Source organism: Dactylosporangium sp. CA-233914 (assembly GCF_050942935.1).
GTDB lineage: Bacteria > Actinomycetota > Actinomycetes > Mycobacteriales > Micromonosporaceae > Dactylosporangium.
The window spans coordinates 6,618,108-6,636,888 of sequence record NZ_CP192030.1 but is presented as its reverse complement, the minus strand read 5'-3'; the positions used below and the strand labels follow the sequence as shown (position 1 = coordinate 6,636,888).

At 73.9% G+C, this 18,781-nt stretch carries 16 protein-coding genes; 10 read left to right on the top strand and 6 right to left on the bottom strand.

Going from position 1 to position 18,781, the window contains the following annotated elements; translation table 11 throughout:
* Window positions 1–94 precede the first annotated feature (94 nt).
* A complete protein-coding gene (locus tag ACQPY0_RS29720) occupies window positions 95–1,396 on the top strand; it encodes a sensor histidine kinase (RefSeq protein WP_432967480.1) in 1,302 nt (433 codons plus the stop codon).
* A 59-nt stretch (window positions 1,397–1,455) separates the two neighbouring features.
* Window positions 1,456–2,079: a response regulator gene (locus ACQPY0_RS29715; RefSeq protein WP_432995429.1), complete on the top strand. Its 624-nt coding sequence runs from the start codon at window positions 1,456–1,458 to the stop codon at window positions 2,077–2,079.
* A gap of 12 nt (window positions 2,080–2,091) precedes the next feature.
* Here ACQPY0_RS29715 and ACQPY0_RS29710 read toward each other — a convergent pair whose 3' ends face one another.
* Window positions 2,092–2,817 carry a laminin G domain-containing protein gene (locus ACQPY0_RS29710; RefSeq protein WP_432967477.1) on the bottom strand — a complete coding sequence of 242 codons (726 nt, stop codon included), beginning with the start codon at window positions 2,815–2,817 and terminating at the stop codon, window positions 2,092–2,094.
* Between the two features lie 333 nt (window positions 2,818–3,150).
* Between ACQPY0_RS29710 and ACQPY0_RS29705 the strand changes: the two genes are divergently transcribed.
* Window positions 3,151–4,491: a chitosanase gene (locus ACQPY0_RS29705; RefSeq protein ID WP_432967474.1), complete on the top strand. Its 1,341-nt coding sequence runs from the start codon at window positions 3,151–3,153 to the stop codon at window positions 4,489–4,491.
* Window positions 4,492–4,498: 7 nt separating this feature from the next.
* Here ACQPY0_RS29705 and ACQPY0_RS29700 read toward each other — a convergent pair whose 3' ends face one another.
* On the bottom strand, window positions 4,499–6,727 hold the full coding sequence (locus tag ACQPY0_RS29700) for a putative bifunctional diguanylate cyclase/phosphodiesterase (RefSeq protein ID WP_432967471.1): 2,229 nt from the start codon (window positions 6,725–6,727) through the stop codon (window positions 4,499–4,501).
* A 135-nt stretch (window positions 6,728–6,862) separates the two neighbouring features.
* Here ACQPY0_RS29700 and ACQPY0_RS29695 point away from each other — a divergent pair, with 135 nt between their 5' ends.
* On the top strand, window positions 6,863–8,101 hold the full coding sequence (locus ACQPY0_RS29695) for a D-alanyl-D-alanine carboxypeptidase family protein (RefSeq protein WP_432967468.1): 1,239 nt from the start codon (window positions 6,863–6,865) through the stop codon (window positions 8,099–8,101).
* On the opposite strand, the gene ACQPY0_RS29690 is transcribed toward ACQPY0_RS29695, so the two are convergent.
* Entirely contained in the window at window positions 8,085–8,714 is a 630-nt protein-coding gene (locus ACQPY0_RS29690) for a hypothetical protein (RefSeq protein WP_432967465.1), read from the bottom strand. The genes ACQPY0_RS29695 and ACQPY0_RS29690 overlap by 17 nt on opposite strands.
* Window positions 8,715–8,837: 123 nt before the next feature.
* Here ACQPY0_RS29690 and ACQPY0_RS29685 point away from each other — a divergent pair, with 123 nt between their 5' ends.
* The 3 genes from ACQPY0_RS29685 (at window position 8,838) to lysS (ending at window position 11,414) form a co-directional block, all read left to right on the top strand.
* Window positions 8,838–9,224 carry a VOC family protein gene (locus tag ACQPY0_RS29685; protein WP_432967462.1) on the top strand — a complete coding sequence of 129 codons (387 nt, stop codon included), beginning with the start codon at window positions 8,838–8,840 and terminating at the stop codon, window positions 9,222–9,224.
* Window positions 9,225–9,347: 123 nt separating this feature from the next.
* Window positions 9,348–9,725 carry a response regulator transcription factor gene (locus ACQPY0_RS29680; RefSeq protein ID WP_432967459.1) on the top strand — a complete coding sequence of 126 codons (378 nt, stop codon included), beginning with the start codon at window positions 9,348–9,350 and terminating at the stop codon, window positions 9,723–9,725.
* Window positions 9,726–9,758: 33 nt separating this feature from the next.
* On the top strand, window positions 9,759–11,414 hold the full coding sequence (lysS, locus tag ACQPY0_RS29675) for a lysine--tRNA ligase (RefSeq protein WP_432967456.1): 1,656 nt from the start codon (window positions 9,759–9,761) through the stop codon (window positions 11,412–11,414).
* 258 nt (window positions 11,415–11,672) lie between these two features.
* Here the strand turns inward: lysS and ACQPY0_RS29670 are convergent, their stop codons facing one another.
* From ACQPY0_RS29670 to ACQPY0_RS29660, 3 genes are all read right to left on the bottom strand, one after another.
* The gene (locus tag ACQPY0_RS29670; RefSeq protein WP_432967453.1) at window positions 11,673–12,710 is read right to left on the bottom strand and encodes an MBL fold metallo-hydrolase; all 1,038 of its coding nucleotides are present in this window, start codon (window positions 12,708–12,710) and stop codon (window positions 11,673–11,675) included.
* On the bottom strand, window positions 12,707–13,324 hold the full coding sequence (locus ACQPY0_RS29665) for a TetR/AcrR family transcriptional regulator (protein WP_432967450.1): 618 nt from the start codon (window positions 13,322–13,324) through the stop codon (window positions 12,707–12,709). The genes ACQPY0_RS29670 and ACQPY0_RS29665 overlap by 4 nt, the downstream gene beginning before the upstream one ends.
* 350 nt (window positions 13,325–13,674) lie before the next feature.
* Window positions 13,675–14,385, bottom strand: coding sequence for a VOC family protein (locus tag ACQPY0_RS29660; protein ID WP_432967447.1), 711 nt, complete (start codon window positions 14,383–14,385; stop codon window positions 13,675–13,677).
* 120 nt (window positions 14,386–14,505) lie between these two features.
* On the opposite strand from ACQPY0_RS29660, the gene ACQPY0_RS29655 reads away from it, so the two are divergent.
* From ACQPY0_RS29655 to ACQPY0_RS29645, 3 genes are all read left to right on the top strand, one after another.
* On the top strand, window positions 14,506–15,387 hold the full coding sequence (locus ACQPY0_RS29655; protein ID WP_432967444.1) for a UbiA prenyltransferase family protein: 882 nt from the start codon (window positions 14,506–14,508) through the stop codon (window positions 15,385–15,387).
* Between the two features lie 112 nt (window positions 15,388–15,499).
* Complete coding sequence (locus ACQPY0_RS29650) at window positions 15,500–16,480, top strand: hypothetical protein (RefSeq protein WP_432967441.1); 981 nt, start codon at window positions 15,500–15,502, stop codon at window positions 16,478–16,480.
* 95 nt (window positions 16,481–16,575) lie between these two features.
* Window positions 16,576–18,771, top strand: a complete 2,196-nt coding sequence (locus ACQPY0_RS29645; protein ID WP_432967439.1) for a TOMM precursor leader peptide-binding protein — start codon at window positions 16,576–16,578, stop codon at window positions 18,769–18,771.
* The last annotated feature ends 10 nt before the right edge of the window (window positions 18,772–18,781 follow it).

Sequence of the window (18,781 nt, the reverse complement as noted above, 5' to 3'; positions counted from 1 at the left end):
TCGGCCGCGGGGCGTACGGCGGCGGGCGTCATCATTGCGATGTACGCACCGGTCCCGACGCGCCCGCGGCCGGGCATCGGCGAGACTGGGGCACATGGGAGTCCGGGAGCACCTCGCGCGCTGGTGGCGGGCTGCGGTGGCCTGGCTGCGGGTGCAGACCCCGGCGCCGGCCCGGCTGACCGCGTGGGGCTGGGCCGCCGACGTCATCCTCGCGGTGCTGCTGGCGATCGGCGCGGTCAACGGCGCCACCGAGCCGGTGCAGCGCGGCGACGACTTCCCGGTGCGGGCACACATCGAGCAGTTCGTGCCCCGCGAACCCCGTCTGCCGATCCCGCCGGCGCCGGACCCACCGTTCGACGGGCCGTTGCTCAGGCCGCCCGCCGACGACGACCCGGCCGGGCCGCTGCTGGTCGTGGCCGCGCTCACCGCGCTGCCCCTGGCCGCGCGCCGCCGCTACCCGCTCGCGTCCTTCCTGGTCATCGCCGTGTGCGCGTTTCGGGTGTACCGCCTGGACGGCGACCCGACGTGGACGATCGTCGCGTCCGTGATCGCCGCGTACAGCGCCCCGATGTACTCCCGCTACCGCAACCTCGCCCTGGCCAGCGTCGTCGCCGCCGCGGCGCTCGCGGTCAGCGACCTGCAGGAGGACCTGCCGGGCCTGCCGTCGGGGCTGGTGACGTTCCTGCTGATCTCCTCGGTGGGCCTGGCCGCGAACGCGATCCACACCTGGCGGCAGCGGGCCAGGACCCTGGAGCACGAGCAGGAGCAGGCGACCCGGCTGGCCGTCGACCGGGAACGGGCCCGGCTCGCCCGCGAACTGCACGACGTCGTGACGCACAACGTGAGCGTGATGGTGGTGCAGGCGGGCGCGGCCCGCAAGGTCATGGACGCCTCGCCGGAGCTGGCGAAGGAGGCGCTGCTGGCCGTCGAGGCGGGCGGGCGGGCCGCGATGACCGAGCTGCGCCAGGCGATCGGGCTGCTCACCGTCGACAGCGACGGGGCCGACCTGGCCCCGCAGCCGGGGATCGACCAGCTGGGGTCGCTGGTCGCGCGGGTGCGGGAGGCCGGGGCGGCGGTGACACTGGCGGTCGCCGCGCCGCCGGTGCCGCCCGGGGTGGGGCTGGCCGCGTACCGGGTGGTGCAGGAGGCGCTGACGAACGCGGTGAAGTACGCCGCCGGGGCCCGGGTGCACGTCGAGGTGAGCGCGGCCGGCGGGGTGCTGCGGATCGACGTCGCCGATGACGGCGGCGAGCCGGTGCCGGGCAGCCACGGCAGCCGGCGCGGCCTGGCCGGGCTGCGGGAACGGCTGGCCGTCTACGGCGGTACGCTGACCGCCGGCCCGCGCCCCACCGGCGGCTTCCGGGTCGTGGCCGAGATCCCGTTGGAGGTCGCGTGAACGCCCCGCCGCGGGTCGTCATCGCCGACGACCAGGCGCTGGTGCGCACCGGCTTCCGGATGATCCTCACCGCCGACGGCATCGACGTGGTCGCCGAGGCCGCCAACGGCGCCGAGGCGGTCGAGGCGGTCCGCCGCACCGTGCCCGACGTCGTGCTCATGGACGTGCGGATGCCGGAGATGGACGGCCTCGAGGCGACCCGCCGGATCCTCTCCGGCGCGCCGGCGCAGGCGCCGCGGGTGGTCATTCTGACGACGTTCGATCTCGATCGGTACGTGTACGCCGCCCTGTCCGCGGGGGCGTCCGGTTTCCTGCTCAAGGACGTCAGCCCGGAGCAGCTGGTCGCGGCGGTGCGCCTGGTCCGGGCCGGGGACGCGCTGCTCGCCCCGGCCATCACGCGCCGGCTCGTCGAGCGCTACGCGTCCCGCGACGAGCGCACCGCGACCCTGCACCGGGACCTGTCCACGCTCACGCCCCGCGAGATCGAGGTGCTCGCACTGCTGGCCCGCGGGCTGAGCAACGCGGAGCTGGCCGAGAGCCTGCACCTGTCGGACGCGACGGTGAAGACGCACGTGGCCCGGATCCTGTCGAAGCTGCGGCTGCGGGACCGGGCCCAGGCGATCGTGGTGGCCTACGAGACCGGGCTGGTCACGCCGGGACCGAACCCGAACCCGGCGATGTAGGCCGCCGTCGGCTCAGCGTGTCTCGAGCTGCACGTAGTCCAGGTCGCCGGCGTAGTAGTCGCAGCCGACGTTCTCCTGGTCGCAGCTGGTCTTGCCGCCGATGGACAGGGGCCAGGAGTTGGCGATGTACCCGGTGCGGCCGGACCGGCGCGCCTCGGTGCGCCCGTCGACGACGAGGCTGAGGCCGGACTCGACGCGCTCGCAGCGCACGGTGTGCCAGGCCCCGTCGTTGAGCCGGCTGCGCGAGGAGACGATGACGGAGCCGCGGTCGCCGCGGAACAGGCACTGGACGATACCGTTGGGGATCTGCAGCTTGAAGTTGCCGCCGCCGACGGTCGCCTGCCCCTTCTGGACGATGTTGCCGAAGTGGTACTGCGTGCGCAGCCGGACGGTGACCGCGAAGTCCCGGTTGCCCGGGTTGAGCTCGGGCGCGCCGGCGACCGTGGCGAGGTGGCGCGGGTGCGTCGGCGGGGTGTCGGGCTCGAGGCGGGTGAAGCGGTACCCGGTGGCGCCGCCGACCCCGACCCCGGTCAGCACCTCGGAGCCGACGACCCCGTTGAGCCCGTGCCCCGAGCTGTCGAGCATGGTCCGGGCGCCGGCGGGCTCGTTCATCTCGTAGCGCGCGACGGTGTGCCCGGCGGGCGCCTCGACGGCGGCTCCGGCCCCGGCGGCGGTGGCCACGAGGGTCGCCGCGGTGCTGAACGTGACGGCGACGGCGTACCGCCCTCTGGTGCGCATATGCAGATCCCCCGCTCACTGATGCCTGATATCATGCTAATTGCCCGAATAGTCCACGGGTGAGCTTTTCTCTCGCGCCACGACGGCCGCATCCCGGGGCGATGGCGTTTTCCGGCAGGACACCCAGCGCGTTCGGAGTGGCGCGAACAACGCCACCCGCCGAGGGACGACACTACGAAGGGGGGTACGCGCCGCGGTGGCCGGGTCACCGACCTGGCCGAGGGGAAACCATAACGCGAAATGAAGTCTCGTTTAGGTCGCTTGACATCGAGACTCTCCGATCACAAGATCCGTCAGGCAAGTTACCTGACAGACTTGGTTTGGAGGCACCTCGTGCAGCATCCCCTCCGGCTGGCCGGCCTGGGCGCCGCTTCGCTGCTCGTCGTCGGGGCCGTGACCACCGTCGCGGTCATGCGCGGGGCCGACGCCGCTACCGAGACCCTGCTCTCGCAGGGTAAGCCGGCCGCCTCCTCCTCGGTGGAGTCGTCGTCGCTCGGGCCCGCGCTCGCGTTCGACGGCAACGGCAGCACCCGCTGGGCCAGCGCGGAAGGGTCCGACCCGCAGTGGATCCGCGTCGATCTCGGCGCCACCCGGGCCATCACGCGCGTGAGCCTGCAGTGGGAGGCCGCGTACGGCAAGGCGTACCGTATCGAGACCTCCGCCGACGGCAACACCTGGTCGACCGTCTACAGCACCGGCTCCGGCGACGGGGGCGCCGACGATCTGACCGGGCTGTCGGGGTCGGGGCGATATGTCCGGCTCTACGGCACGGCGCGCGGGACGCAGTGGGGCTACTCGCTGTACGAGTTCAAGGTCTACGGCACCGGCACCGAGAGCACCCCGACGCCGTCGAACTCGACGAAGCCGAGCGCGAGTCCGAGCGCTTCGCCCAGCACGAGCCCCAGCCCCTCCAAGAGCCCGGCGGCGAGCCCCACCAAGAGCCCGACCGCCAGCCCGTCCGGCAAGAGCCTGTCCGACCCGCGCAAGAAGGACATCGCGATGCAGCTGGTGTCCTCGGCGGAGAACTCCAGCCTGGACTGGAAGGCGCAGTACCAGTACATCGAGGACATCGGCGACGGCCGCGGCTACACCGCCGGGATCATCGGCTTCTGCTCCGGCACCGGCGACATGCTCGAACTCGTCGAACGCTACACCCAGCGAGCACCCGGCAACCCCCTGGCCAAATACCTGCCCGCACTACGCAACGTCAACGGCAGCGCCTCCCACACCGGCCTCGACCCCACCTTCACCAACGACTGGCGCACCGCCGCCACCGACCCCGCCTTCCAACAGACCCAGAACGACGAACGCGACCGCGTCTACTTCAACCCCGCCGTCAACCAGGCCAAAACCGACGGCCTGCGCGCCCTGGGCCAGTTCATCTACTACGACGCCATCGTCATGCACGGCCCCGGCACCGACCCCGCCAGCTTCGGCGGCATCCGCAACGCCGCCATGACCAAAGCCAAAACCCCCGCCCAAGGCGGCGACGAAACCACCTACCTCAACGCCTTCCTCGACGCCCGCGTCGCGGCGATGAAAACCGAGGAGGCCCACAGCGACACCAGCCGGGTCGACACCGCCCAGCGGGTGTTCCTGAACAACCGCAACTTCGACCTCGACCCGCCGCTGTCGTGGAAGGTGTACGGCGACCCGTTCAGCATTTCCAGGTAAGCAGCAGCTATACGACCCGGGCGTCGCCGAGGATCGAGGAGATCGCCTCGGCGGCGCCCGGCCGCGCGAACAGGTACCCCTGCCCGAACTCGCAGCCGAGGTCCTGCAGGGTCGACCACTGCTCGGTCGTCTCGATGCCCTCGGCGACCGTCTGCAGCTGCAGCGCCCGGCCCAGCTGCACGACCGCCTCGGCGAGTGTGGCGTCGCCCTGCCCGGTGGTGATCCCGTCGACGAACGACCGGTCGATCTTGAGGATGTCGACGGGGAAGCGCTTGAGGTACGACAGCGACGAGTACCCGGTGCCGAAGTCGTCGATCGCCAGGCGCACGCCGAGGGCCTTGAGCCGGCCGAGTGTGGTGATCGTGGTCTCGGTGTCCTGCATGAGCAGCGACTCGGTGATCTCCAGGACGATCTGGTGCGGGTCGGCCCCGGTCTCGGCGAGAATCCCGGCGACCTCGTCGACCAGGCCCTCGTGCTGGAACTGCCGCGCCGAGAGGTTCACGTTGACCCGGATCGCCTCCGCGGCCGGGTACTGCGCGCGCCAGCGGGCCAGCTGCTCGCAGGCCTGCCGCAGCACCCACCGGCCCAGCGGCACGATGAGCCCGGTGGCCTCCGCCAGGGGGATGAACGTGTTCGGCCCGAGCAGCCCGCGGACCGGGTGCTCCCAGCGCACGAGGGCCTCGACGCCGATGAGCCGGCTGGTCGGCAGGTCGACGATCGGCTGGTAGTGGACCACGAACTCCTCGCGGGCGAGGGCCCGCTCGACCTCGGCGCGGTCCTCCGCCTCGCGGATGATGCCGGCGTACATGGCCGGGTCGAACAGCGCGTACCGGTCGCGCCCGGCGCCCTTCGCCGCGTACATCGCGAGGTCGGCGTTGCGCAGCAGCTCGCCCGGGTCCGGCCCGTCCTCGCCGCCGCCGGCCTTGGCGGTGGCCACGCCGATCGAGGCGGAGCAGACGACCTCGCGGTTGCCCAGGCGCAGCGGCCGGCGGATCGCGGTCAGCAGGCGCTCGGCGAGGTCCATCGCCTCGATCTCGTTGATGTCCTCGACGAGGATCGCGAACTCGTCGCCGCCGAGGCGGGCCAGGGTGTCGGCGGCGCGCAGCTGCTGGTGCAGCCGCAGCGCGGTGGTGGCGATGAGCTGGTCGCCGGCGGTGTGCCCGAGGCTGTCGTTGACGAGCTTGAAGTCGTCGAGGTCGACGAGCAGCAGCGTGATGCGCCCGCCGCCGCGGCGGTTGCGGGCGACCGCGTGCTCGAGCCGGTCGCGGAACAGCGCCCGGTTCGGCATGCCGGTCAGCGAGTCGGCGAAGGCCTGGCGGGTGAGCTCCTCCTCGAGCTCCTTGCGGCCGGTGATGTCGCGGATGCTCATGACCGCGGCGTACAGCGGCGCCTCCAGCGTCCGGTTGGTCGCGGTCACCTCGGCGTAGATCCAGGTGCCGTCGGCGCGGCGGACCCGGGACTCGACCCGGCCGGTGTAGCCGGGGATGCCGGTGGTGACCCCCTGCCACCACTCCATGACGGTCGGCAGGTAGTCGGCGTGGGTGATGTCCATGAGCAGGTCGCTGGTCACGAACGCCGGGTCGTAGCCGAGCACGGTGCGCACGGACGTGCTCACGTACGTCACGCCGCCGCCCGGCCGAACCGCGATGACGGCGTCGGAGGAGTTCTCCAGCAGCGCCTCGATCTTGCGCTCCGCGGCGCGGCGGGCCCGGTCCATGCGCCGGCGGTTGCCGGCCGTGCGGGCGCAGAACCACGTGACGCCGAGCATGAACGCGACGGTGAGCGCGGCGAGGGTGAACGTGACGGGCCGGTCGCGGGTGATGACCAGGCCGAGGTACCCGGCGATGCTGAACCCGCCCAGCGCGCACACCGAGGCCTCGTCGGCGAGCGCGGCCGTCGAGGCGAGCACGAGCATGACCCCGGCCGGGTAGATGGCCAGCGCCGCGGTGTCGTAGGCGGTGAACGCCAGCAGCAGCGCCAGGCTCGCCAGCCACCACGCCGACAGCGCCCGGGGCAGCCACGGCGCGGTGACGTACCGCTGCCAGGGCAGCACCGCCAGCACCACCTGCCCCACCGTGGCCGGCCCGGCCAGCGCCAGCATCCAGGCCCCGCTGTGCCACTCCAGGTGCACGCGGACGGCCCCGATCAGCGTGATCCCGACCCCGATCCACGTACCGAGCCTGATCTGCCGGACCCGGTAGTCGATCTCGTGCTGCTCCAGCGCGCTCTCCGACATGGCCACACCGATCGGTGCGGCGGCTGCCGACCTGAGTGCGGTTGCGGTGCAGTCGCGGTACGCGGATCGCCCGGACGGCCGGGGCGCAACCGCGACCGCAGGGCGGGCAACCCGCCGTGTCGATAGGCTCCGGGCATGGGAATGTGGCATCTCGCCGCGGCCGCGATGGCCGTGCTGCTGCCGGCCGGGCCGGTGCCGCTGGTGGAGCCGAGCGCGTCGGTCGCGGCGAGCCCGGCGGCGACGGTGCCGTGCCCGTACACGTCGACGTCGGCCATCCCGCCCACGCCCCCGTCGCCCGAGCGGGAACCGGGCGCGCCCGTGATCGGCGGGGAGCTGATGGGGACCCGGGGGCTGGCGGTGCCGGCCGGGGCGCCCGCGCCGCCGACGCTCTCGGCGATGTCGTGGGTCGTCGCCGACCTCGACACCGGCGAAGTGCTCGGGGCGTGCGCGCCGCACCTGCGCCGCCGCCCCGCCAGCGTGCAGAAGCTGCTGCTCGCCGCGACCGTACTGCCCAAGCTCGACCCGAACCAGGTGATCGAGGCCACCGACGCGGACGTGGACCTGCCGGCCGACAGCTCGCTGGTCGGGATCGTCTCCGGCGGGAAGTACCCGGTGTCGACGTTGTGGTACGGGCTGCTGCTGCAGTCCGGCAACGACGCGGCCAGCACCCTGGCCCGGGTCGGCGGCGGCGCGGGCGGGGTGCCGGCGGCGATCGCGGCGATGAACGCCGAGGCGCACCGGCTCGGCGCCGACGACACCCACGCGGTCACCCCGTCCGGCTACGACGCGCCGGAGCAGTTCACCTCGGCCTACGATCTGGCACTCATCGCCCGGGAGAACTTCGATCGGCCGGCCTTCGTGCAGTACGACGCGATGCTGACCTTCCAGTGGCCGGCCCAGCCGCCGAAGGACCCCAAGGGCTTCCAGATCCAGAACGAGAACAAGCTGCTCACGCAGTACCAGGGCGCGATCGGCGGGAAGACGGGCTTCACCGACGAGGCCCGCCACACCTACGTCGGCGCGGCGAAGCGGGACGGCCGCCGGCTCGTGGTGACGATCATGGGCGCCGAGATCGTGCCGGCGCGGGCCTGGCAGCAGGGCACGATGCTGCTGGACTGGGGCTTCGCGCGCCCGGCCGGCTCCTCGGTCGGGCACCTGGTGACGCCCGAGGAGGCGGCGCGGCTGCACGCCCCGCCGTCCTCCGCGCCGCCGAGCGCGCAGGCGGCCGCGAACGCCGCAACCGCCCGCACGCCGGCGCCGGCCCGCCGCCCGGCCTGGGGGACGGTGCTGGCGCTGTCGGTGATCGTGGTGCTCGCAGCCGCCGGCACGGTGGTGATGCTCCGCCGGGCCCGCCGGGTCAGGGTCGACCCGTGATGCCGGTGATTGGCTGACCGCAGGCCCGCTGGGCGTCGCGCAGGTGGCCGTCGACGTGGCCGGCGATGAGGGCGGCCCGCTCCAGCCGCTCCTGCGGGGTGGCCTGCCGCGCGGCGCGCAGCGCGCGGACGTCGTCGCCGTCGGTGGCGAGCCCGTCGACGGCGGCGTGCAGCCGGGGCTCGAACACCAGCAGCCGGACCAAGCGGCGCGCCTGATCGGCCGGCGAGCTGAAGCCGGCCGGCGCGGTGGTGCCCGCGTCCGGTCCGGCCCCGGCGCTCAGGGTGGCGATGTCGGCGCAGATCCTCGACCTGGCGTAGGCGGTGCCGGCGTACGCGGCGCCGGAACCGGCCGCCCCCAGCAGCACGGCCACGATTGCCAGGGCCCGCAGCGCCCGGCCGAGGCTGAACGCCCGCCTCGGCCGCAGGAGGGATGCGATCGGCGGGGGCAAGGGGACGTCCGCGGGCGGTGGGGGCGGCGGCGGGTACGCGTCGCGGGGCGGCTCGACCCGGTCGAGGTCGACGTAGAGCGCGTACGGGTTCGCCGAACCGGGTCGCCCCATGCGGCGGCGGCCGCCGGGCGGCGCGGGCGGAATGGTGTTCGGCTCAGCGGTCATGCGGACTCCGTCTCGCAACGGTCGGGCCCCCTTCATCGGCCCGCCGCGGTCAGACTTGAGCGATTCCGCCCGCGTGGTGTGCCGGGCTTGATAGGCAAGTGGCTACTTGCCTATGCTGGCCCGGTGAGAATCAACCTCGCCAGCGTGTTCGTCAATGACCAGACCGAGGCCCTGCGCTTCTACACCGAGGTGCTCGGGTTCGTGAAGAAGACCGACGTGCCGCTCGGGCCGGGCGTGAAGTGGCTGACCGTCGTCTCGCCGGACGAGCCCGACGGGGTCGAGCTCGTGCTGGAGCCGGCCGGGCACCCCGCCGTCGCGCCGTTCCGCGAGGCGCTCATCGACGACGGGATCCCGTGGACGTCGTTCGCGGTGCAGGACGTGCAGCAGGAGTACGAGCGGCTCGTCGCCGCCGGGGTGGTGTTCACGCAGCCGCCGACGGTGATGGGGCCGGTGACCACGGCCGTGTTCGACGACACGTGCGGCAACCTCATCCAGATCGCGGCGCAGTAAGCGGTCCCGCGCATTTCGGGCCCCGGATGCCGCCTGCGGGACTGCACCACTTAACCGTATTTGACCGTTTTGTTCGTATACTGGCTTCGAGTGATTGGGATTCGAGTGTTGCCAGGGGGTGCGATGTCGACGGTCCTGGTTGCCGAGGACGATCTGACCATCCGCGACCTGCTCACCTTCTTGCTCGACACGTCCGGGCACCACGTGCTGGCGTGCGCCGACGGGGGCAGCGCGCTGGGCACGGCCCGGCGCGAGCACCCTGACCTCGCGATCCTGGACGTGAGCAGGCCCGGCGTCAATGGCATCGCGGTGTGCCGGGCGCTGCGCGGGACCGCCGGCACCGAGCGGATGCCGGTGCTGATGCTCACCTCGCCCGGGCAGTGGCCGGACGTGAGCACCGGCTTCGACGCGGGCGCCGACGACTGCCTCGTCAAGCCGTTCGAGCCCAGCGAGCTCATGAACCGCATCGAGACACTGCTGGAGCAGTCCCGCCCCGGCTGAAAACCGCTTCCGGCGGTGCGGCAGGATGTTCGAGTGACGCACAGTATCGAGGACGACTGGGTTGCCCGCTTCGCCGACGAGGTCATTGCCGCCGCGCAGGACCGCGCGCCGGGACGGCCTATCGTCTGCGCGTCCGGCCTGAGCCCGTCCGGCCCCATCCACCTGGGCAACCTGCGCGAGGTGATGACCCCGCACCTGGTCGCCGACGAGATCCGCCGCCGGGGCCACGACGTGGTGCACATCCTGTCGTGGGACGACTACGACCGCTTCCGCAAGGTGCCGGCCGGCGTCGCGGGCGTCGACGAGTCGTGGAGCGAGCACATCGGCCGGCCGCTGACCTCCGTCCCGCCGCCGCCCGGCAGCCCCTACGCCAGCTGGGCCGAGCACTTCAAGGCGGCGATGGCCGCCTCCCTGCAAGAGCTCGGGGTGCAGTACCGCGGGATCAGCCAGACGGACATGTACCGCTCGGGCGCCTACACCGAGCAGATCCTGCTCGCGATGCGCGAACGGCAGCACATCGACGGGGTGCTCGCGAAGTACCGCACCAAGATCGCGCCCGAGGAGAACGACGAGGACGGCGAGGGCGCGACCGGCTACTACCCGTACCGGCCGTACTGCGCCGTGTGCAACCGCGACACGACCACGGTCACCGCCTACGACGACGAGACCACGCAGCTGACCTACACCTGCTCCTACGGCCACGGCGCCACCGTGGTGCTGCGCGAGCACCGCGACGGCAAGCTGGTGTGGAAGGTCGACTGGCCGATGCGGTGGGCCTTCGAGGGCGTGCACTTCGAGCCCTCGGGCGTGGACCACTCCTCCCCCGGCTCTTCCTACGTCGTCGGCACCCAGCTCGTCGCCGAGATCTTCGCGGCCAAGGCCCCGATCGGCCCGATGTACGCGTTCGTCGGCATCGCCGGGCAGGCGAAGATGAGCAGCTCCCGCGGCGGCGTGCCGACCCCCGCCGACGCGCTGGGGATCATGGAGCCCCCGCTGCTGCGCTGGCTCTACAGCCGCCGCCGCCCCAACCAGTCCTTCAAGATCGCCTTCGACGACGAGATCCAGCGCCTCTACGACGAGTGGGACACGCTGGGCCGCAAGGTGGGCGAGGGCACGGCGCCGCCGGCCGACGCCGCGGCCTACCAGCGCGCGATCGGCACGGCGGCGGGGCCGCTGCCGGTGACGCCGCGGCCGCTGCCGTATCGCATGCTGGCCTCCGTCGCCGACATCACGGTCGGCGACCCGGCCCAGATGCTGCGCATCCTGGCCGACGTCGACCCGGCGGACCCGATCGTCGCGCTGGACGACACCCGCCCCCGCCTGGACTGCGCGGTGCGCTGGGTCACCACCTACGTCCCGGACGAGCAGCGCACCCATGTGCGGGCCGAGCCCGACGCCGAACTGCTGGGGGCGCTCTTCGAGGAGCAGCGCGCCGCCCTCGGCCTGCTGGCGGAGCGCCTCGAGGACCAGTGGTCGCTTCCGGGCCTCACGAGCCTGGTGTACGGCGTGCCGAAGATCCGCCTGGGCCTGCCGATGGACACGAAGCCGACCCCGGAGCTCAAGGTCGCCCAGCGCGAGTTCTTCTCGCTGCTGTACCGCCTCCTGGTCGGCCGCGAGTCCGGTCCCCGACTGCCCACGCTCCTGCTGTCGCTGGGCGCCGAGCGGGTCCGCACCCTGGTCGGCGCCTGACGCGGCGCCGGCTCCGCGCGCTCAGCGCAGGGCCGGCTGCTGCGGGACGGGCCGCCGATCGCGATGAGCTGGGCGCCGACGGCCTCGGCGGGCTTGGCGATCATGCTGCCGGGCTTCGGGGGCCGGCAGTAGGTCAGGCCCGCGCCTCGACGCGGCGGCGCTACGGACCGGCAGGCGGGGCCCTATTGCCGGGCGCTCCTATATTCGCGGCTGATGTTTCGGCGTGTGAGATGGCTCGCGGCCGTCGGGAGTGACCGGTTACGCGGCGTTGCGCCAGCGAATGGGCGTGCCGTCCGAGGGGCGCACGGCGCCCGTGGACGCGAGGTGGCCCAGGTGGGCGAGCGTCTCGGCCAGGGCCATGCGGCGCATCAGGCCTTGCAGGGCGGCCCAGCCGCGTGACCAGGTCAGCGCCTCCGCGACGCCCCAGGCGGTCGGGGCACCCACGGCGGCGATGGCGCGCAGGACCTCCAGGCCGCGCTCGTCGTGGTGGCGGATCAGGTCCGCGGCGCGGGCGTCGAGGCCGCGGAAGCGGTACTCGTGCGCCGGCAGCGCCTCGTCCGCGCCGAACTTGGCGGTCTGCTCCAGCGACGCCAGGTAGGCGCCGAGCGGATCGCTCTCGGTGCCCTGGTGCACGCCGATGTTCGGGCTGATCCGGGGCAGGACGTGATCGCCGGTCAGCAGGATGCCGGCGCCGGCCTCGTGCAGGCACAGATGCCCCGGCGTGTGCCCGGGCGTCCAGATCGCCCGCAGTTCGTGCCGGGCGAGGGGCAGCAGGTCGCCGTCCTCGATCGCCCGGTCCGGCTCGGCCATGCCGAGGACCTCCTCCAGCCGCCGCCGGTCCATCGTCATGGCCGCCAGGTCGGCCTCGGGGACGCCGTGGCGACGCAGCCACGCCAGGTCGGAGCGGGGGTCGCGGTCGCGCAACACCCGGGCGGGCAGCGACTGCGCCTCGACGGGGTGCATGCCGATCCAGGCACCGCTGCGCTCGCGCAGCCACCCGCTGAGCCCGTGGTGGTCCGGGTGCACGTGGGTGACGACGACACCGGTGACGTCGGCGACGTCCGCGCCCGCGGTGCGCAGGCCGACGGTCAGCGCCGCGCGCCCCTCGGGGGTGTCCCAGCCCGGATCGACCAGGACGACGCCCGGATCGTCGAGGAACGCGTAGCACAGCGTGTAACGCAGCGGACTGTCCGGGATCGGCACCGGGACCGACCACACGCCCGGCCGGACCCGCTCGACCGGCGGCAGGACGCGCCGCTGCCACGCCTCGTGCTGGGCGGTGCCGGTGACGATCACGCGCCGACCTCCGCGGGGGCGGCGACGGCGTGCAGCAGGAAGTCCACCAGCCGCCGGGCCTGGGCGGCCGTGTTCCCGGCCAGGGCCGCCCGCTTGTCCGGCGGTGTGCTCAACGCGTGCATCATCGCCCCGCCCACGATGGTGTCCAGCAGCAGTGTGACCGACACGGTGCCGGGCAGTTCGCCACGGTCGACACCGCGTCGCACGATCGCCCGGGCGGCCCGGATCTGCGATGTGCGCATCGCCTCGTACTGCTCGGCGACGCCGGGGATCGCGGACGCCTCCAGGGCCAGGCGCAGCGCCGCGTGGCTGGACGGCCCCGCGTAGAGGTCGAGCATCTGCCGGGCGAGCTCCACCAGGTCGCCGTGCAACGTGCCGGTGTCGACATCGGTGGCCCGGACCAGGGCACCGGTCAGCGCGTCGCTCAACAACGCCTCCTTACTGCTCCAGCGCAGGTAGACCGACGCCTTGCCGACGCCGGCGCGGCGCGCCACGGTCTCCATCCCGAACGCGGCCCACCCGCCGTCGCCGAAGGTGTCGAGGGCGGCCCGGACGATCCGCCGGTCCACGTCCGGGTCGCGCGGGCGGCCCGGGGCGGCTGCGGCAGCGCGCATCGTGGCCTCCTGCGGCTCGGTCGGACGAGACTATTCCTGAACGGCATCCGTCAGAATACACGCGCCGGACGCCGCCGCCACCGGTCGGTGACAATGAGCACGACGGCATCGCGGTCGTCACGGTCAGTGACGAGGTTGACTACGAATCGGCGGCCGAGCCTGGTGCTCGACCTGGCGCGGCTGCGCTTGCTGGACAGCTCCGGCCTCGGCGTCATCGTCGACGGGTGGCCAGCGGGCCCGCGCGGCGGGCATGCCCTACGTGCTGCGCCGGGCGTCGAGCGCGATCGCGGAGGAGCCGGAGATGACCGGGCCGGCCCAGGCGCACACGCCCGGCGACGACCTGGACGGCATCAGTCCGAGCAGAGGCAGAACGGCTTGCCGGCCGGGTCGGCGTAGACCCGCCAGTTCGCCCCGCCGGCGGACAGGGACGTGGCGCCGAGCCTCAGCACCGCCGCCTCGGCCGCCTCGACGTCGTCGACCGTGACGTCGAGGTGGAACTGCTGCGGATACGCCGGGTCCGGCCAGCGCGGCGCGCGATACCCGGCGATCCGCTGGAACGTCAACGGCTGCGCGCCGGGCTCGCCGATCGTCGCCACGCCCACGCCCTCGGACGTGACGGGCTTGCCGAGCAGTTCCGCGTAGAAGCCGCTCAGCGCCCTGGCGTCCGGGCAGTCGATCGTCACGCCCGTCAGCGTGGTCTGCGGCCGGTTGGGGAATAGGTACAGGTCGAACGGGTGCCCGGCCGGGTCGGCCAGCGTGCACCAGCTCTCGTGCTCGCGCAGCAACTCGGCACCGAGCTCCACCGCCCTCGCCACGCCGGCGTCGAGGTCCGGCACGCCCAGGTCGAGGTGCGCCTGCTGCGGGTACGCCGGATCGGGCCACCGCGGCGGCACGTGGTCGGGGCTGAGCTGCACGGCGATGCGCCACCCGTCGCCGGTGCCCAGCGCGATCCAGTCCGGTTCGGCGTACTGCTCGGTCCACCCGGCGAGGGCGGTGTAGAACGCGGCGAGCCGCCGGGCGTCGGGTGCGTCCAGCGCCACCGCGCGCAACGTGCCGATCATCGCCCGCTCCCTCCTGTCCTCCTGCCTGGGGCACCGCTCATCATGCCCCCGGCCGGCGTGTCCAACTTCGCGGCTGACAGTCTCAGCGCGAGCACAGCCGCCGGGGCGATGATGGCCGGCATGACGGGGGTTCTCGACCGGCCCGCCGCGGTGCTCGTGGCGGTGTCCCGGCCCTGGTTCTGGCCGGTCTCCTGGGTGCCCGCCTACCTGGGCACCGTGCTCGCCTCGCACGCCTGGCTGCCCGCCCGCGCCGACTGGCCGCGCTCGGCGGTGGCCCTACTCGTCCTCGGCCCGCTGGTCTGGGGCGCGGTGCTGGCCCAGAACGACCTGCACGACCTCGACAGCGACCGCGCCAACCCGCGCAAGGCCGGCGCACCGCTCGTGACCGGGCGGATCACGCCGCGGCGGCTGCGGATGTCGTACCGGCTCAGCGCCGCCGCCGGCGTGGCCTTCGCGCTGTTCGTGAGCCCGCTGTTCGTGCTCGGCGTCGCCGGGGTGCTCGCGCTCGGGTGGGCCTACAGCGTGCCGCCGCTGCGCCTCAAGACCCGCCCGGGCTGGGACGTCGCGATCAACGCGCTGGTCGTCGGCGCGGTCTCCCCGGCCGCGGGCTGGACGATCACCCGCTCGCCGTGGGAGTTCCCGTGGCCGTTCGCCGTGATCGGCGTGCTGTTCGCCGCCGCCCTGTACGTCCCGACGACCGTCACCGACCTGGCGGCGGACGCAAGCGCCGGGTACACGACGTTCGCGGTCCGCTTCGGCGCCCGGTTCGCGCACCGCCTCGGCACCGCCCTGTGGGGCGCCGCCCTGGCGTTCTCGCTGGTCTGCGCGGCCCTGGACACGCTGGTGCCGCGCTCGACGCTGGTCCCGCAGCTGTTCATGGCGCCGGTGCTGCTGGCCGCCTACGCGGCCCTGACCCGCCGCCCGTCGATCCCCCGCCTGGCCGCGCTGTCGATCCTGTTCGGCATCCCCACGATCGGCTTCGCCCTGGCCTACATCGGCTGAACAAGCCCGAGCGCGGCGACGATTGCACGGAACCGTGCCAGGGCTGCGCGCATCTCGGCAGCATCGACGGCCGTCGTCATTTCCCGACCGCAGGGCGCCACATACTCGGCTCATGAACAAGGTCGTGGCGGGAGTCGTTACGCTGGCGCTGGCCGGGCTGGTCGCCGGGTGCGGGAAGGCCGACCCCACCGGCGGGGCGCCGGCCGAGGCGGCGCCGCAGCCGGGGCTCGCGACCGCGGCGGCCGAGGCCGTGCTCGCCGCGTTCGACCAGGCCGACTCCGCCGCCTCCAGCGCCGGGGACCCGGCCGGGCTCAAGGCGCAGGAGGTACCGCCGTCGCTGGACCTCAGCCTCGCGGCGGCGAACCGGGCGAAGGCGGCCAAGCGCACGCCGCCCGCGTTCCGGCACACCCAGCCCGGCTTCGCCATCCCGGCCGGGGACGCCACCTGCTTCCTCGTCGTGGCCGGGCTGCAGGTCACCGGGGCCGAGCAGGCGCTCGCCGACGTCACGCAGTTCGTGAAGCAGGACGGCGGCGGGTGGAAGGCCAGCCACAACGTCAGCATCAACCAGGCGACCGTCGCCCAGGCGCGGGCACTGGCCGGCCGGCCCGCGGTGGCGACCACCACGGCGCTGGACGAGCAGCGGCGGCAGGCGCTGCAGGACGAGGTGTTCGCCCGGTCCACCGGCGCGGGCAGCCCGGCGCTGTCGGTGCTGGCGTCCAGCAACCTGCTCGACCGTCAGTTCGCGGCCGGCTGGGCGGTGTACCAGCAGCAGCTCGGCGGCGTCGGCATGACCGCCAAGCGGGAGCTGCGCGGCTCCGAGTGGTCGCAGTGCGCGGCGAAGACCGACGGCGGCGTCTTCGCGTTCCTCACGATCCGGGCCGCCGACACCGTCGCCGGCAGCGGCGGCAAGCCGGCCACGCTCGCGCCGCAGAGCCCGGACCTGCAGGGCCTGGGCAAGGCCGAGGCGGTCACCGCCGCGAGCATCACCGTCTCGCGGGTCCAGGTGTTCCTGCTGTTCGTGCCGACGACCGCCGGGCAGCCGGCGACCCTGCTCGGGCTCGGCGACGCCCCGACGGCCCTGACCACCGCCTGACACCCGCACCACGGCCGAATGTCGTGCCATCGATGGACCCGGGCGGCGGCCCCTCCCCAGACTGAACGCCCACCCCCGAACGACGGAGCTGCTCGATGCGTCGTCCCAGAGTCCGCGCGGACTACCGGCCGGTCCGGCGCAGCGCCCCGGCCGGGGACTACCTCGTCGTGGTGGGCGAGACCCGGCACCTGCTGATCGAGGACCCGGTCGCGGCGGAGCTGGCCGGGCGGCTCGACGGGCGCACCGAGACGACCGACGTGCTCGAGGCCCTCGCCGAGTCGTATCCGCGGCGGCGGGTCGCGGCCGCGCTGCGCCGGCTGACCATGCTCGGGCTGCTCGCCGACGGCGCCACCGCCGCCCCGGACGCGGCCGCGGCCGCCTGGGACGCCCGCGGCGTCGACCCGGACGAGGCCGGACGGCCGCAGCCGGTGCACCTCGTCGACGCCGGGGCGCCGGACTTCGCGGCCCTGGAGGCGCAGCTGCTGGGCCTGGGCGCCAAGCCCGGCGACGACGGACCGGCGGTCGTCGTGGTGCGCGACCCGGCCGATCCGCGGTTACAGGCGTTCAACGCCGCGCGGCTGGCCGACGGGCGGGGCTGGACGATGATCCGGCCGCACGGCACCGTCCTGCTGATCGGACCGCACTTCCTGCCCGGCGAGACCGGGTGCTGGGAGTGCCTGCGGCGGCGGTGGACGGAGAACCAGCCGGTGCTGGCCTACCTCGAGCACACCGTGGACCCGGCGCGGGCCAGCATCCCGGCGACCGTCGCCGTCGCCGCCGGCCTGCTCGCCGCCGAGCTGCCGGTCCTCGCCGCGCACGGGCGCTCGCCGCGGCTGACCGGGCGGCTCGTCACGTACGACACGGTCGCGCTCACCGGCGAGGGGCACGACCTGGTCCGGCAGCCGCACTGCCCCGCGTGCGGCTCGCCGCCGGACGCCGGCGCGCGGATCGAGCTCGCGCCGAGCCCGGTCACCGTGTCCGCCGACGGCGGGTCGCGGGCGGCGGCGGCCGAGACGACCTACCGGCGCCTGGCCCACCACGTCGACCGCTACCTGGGCGTGGTGAACCGGCTGGAGCCGATGGAGGACTACCACAACGGCCTGACGTACAGCTACGGCGCCGGCCACAACTTCGCGCTCCCCCGCGGTCCGGCGATGCTGCGCACCAACCTGCGCGGGCTCTCCGGCGGCAAGGGCCGCACCGAGGTCCAGGCGAAGGTGTCCGCGATCGGCGAGGCGATCGAGCGCTACGCCGGGGTGTGGCGCGGCGACCGCGCGGTGCTGCGGGCGGCGTGGCCGGAGGTGGCACATGCGGTACACCCGCGGGATCTTCTGCTCTTCTCGGAGGCGCAGTATGCCGCCCGGGAACCGCGGGGCCACTTCCACCGGGTCCCGTCCCGGCTCGCCGACGACCAGCCGATCGACTGGACGGCGGCATGGTCGCTGACCTTCGACGAGCCGCGGGCGCTGCCCGCCGCCTACTGCTGGTACGGCCACCCGGACCTCGTCGACGCCGACGTGTGCGGCGCGGACTCCAACGGCTGCGCGGCCGGGGCGAGCCTCGAGGAGGCGATCCTGCAGGGGCTGTGCGAGCTCGTGGAGCGCGATGCCGTGGCGCTGTGGTGGTACCACCGCAGCCGCCTGCCCGGCGTCGACCTCGCCTCGTTCGCCGACCCGTGGATCGACGCGCTGTGCGAGTTCTACCCGGGCCGGCTCGGGCGCGGCCTGTGGGCGCTGGACCTGACCGCCGACCTCGGGGTCGCGGTGTACGCGGCCGTCTCCCCGCGGCTGGACCGGCCGGTCGAGGACGTGCTGGTCGGCTTCGGCGCGCACCCCGACCCGGCGGTCGCGCTCGGCCGGGCGCTGGCCGAGGTCAACCAGTTCCTGCCGATGGTCGCCCGCCGCGACGGCGAACGGACCCGCTACGCGGTCTCCGACGCCGAGACGCTCGCCTGGTTCACCACGGTGCGGGTCGCCGAGCAGCCCTGGCTGTCCCCCGCGGACGGTCCACTCTCGAGCGTCCACACGCACCGGTCGTGGGCGAGCGGCGACGCGGCCGCGGACGTGCGGCACCTCGTGGGGACGCTCCGCGAGGCCGGGCTGGACACCATCGTGCTCGACCAGTCCCGCGCCGACCTCGGGCTGCGGGTCGCCCGGGTGGTCGTGCCCGGGCTGCGGCATTTCTGGCGGCGGCTCGGCCCCGGCCGGCTCTGGGACGCCCCGGCCCGGCTGGGCCGGACCGGCCTGGCGCCGGACGAGGCGGCGATGAACCCGCTCAGCGTGTTCTTCTGAGAGGATCGGC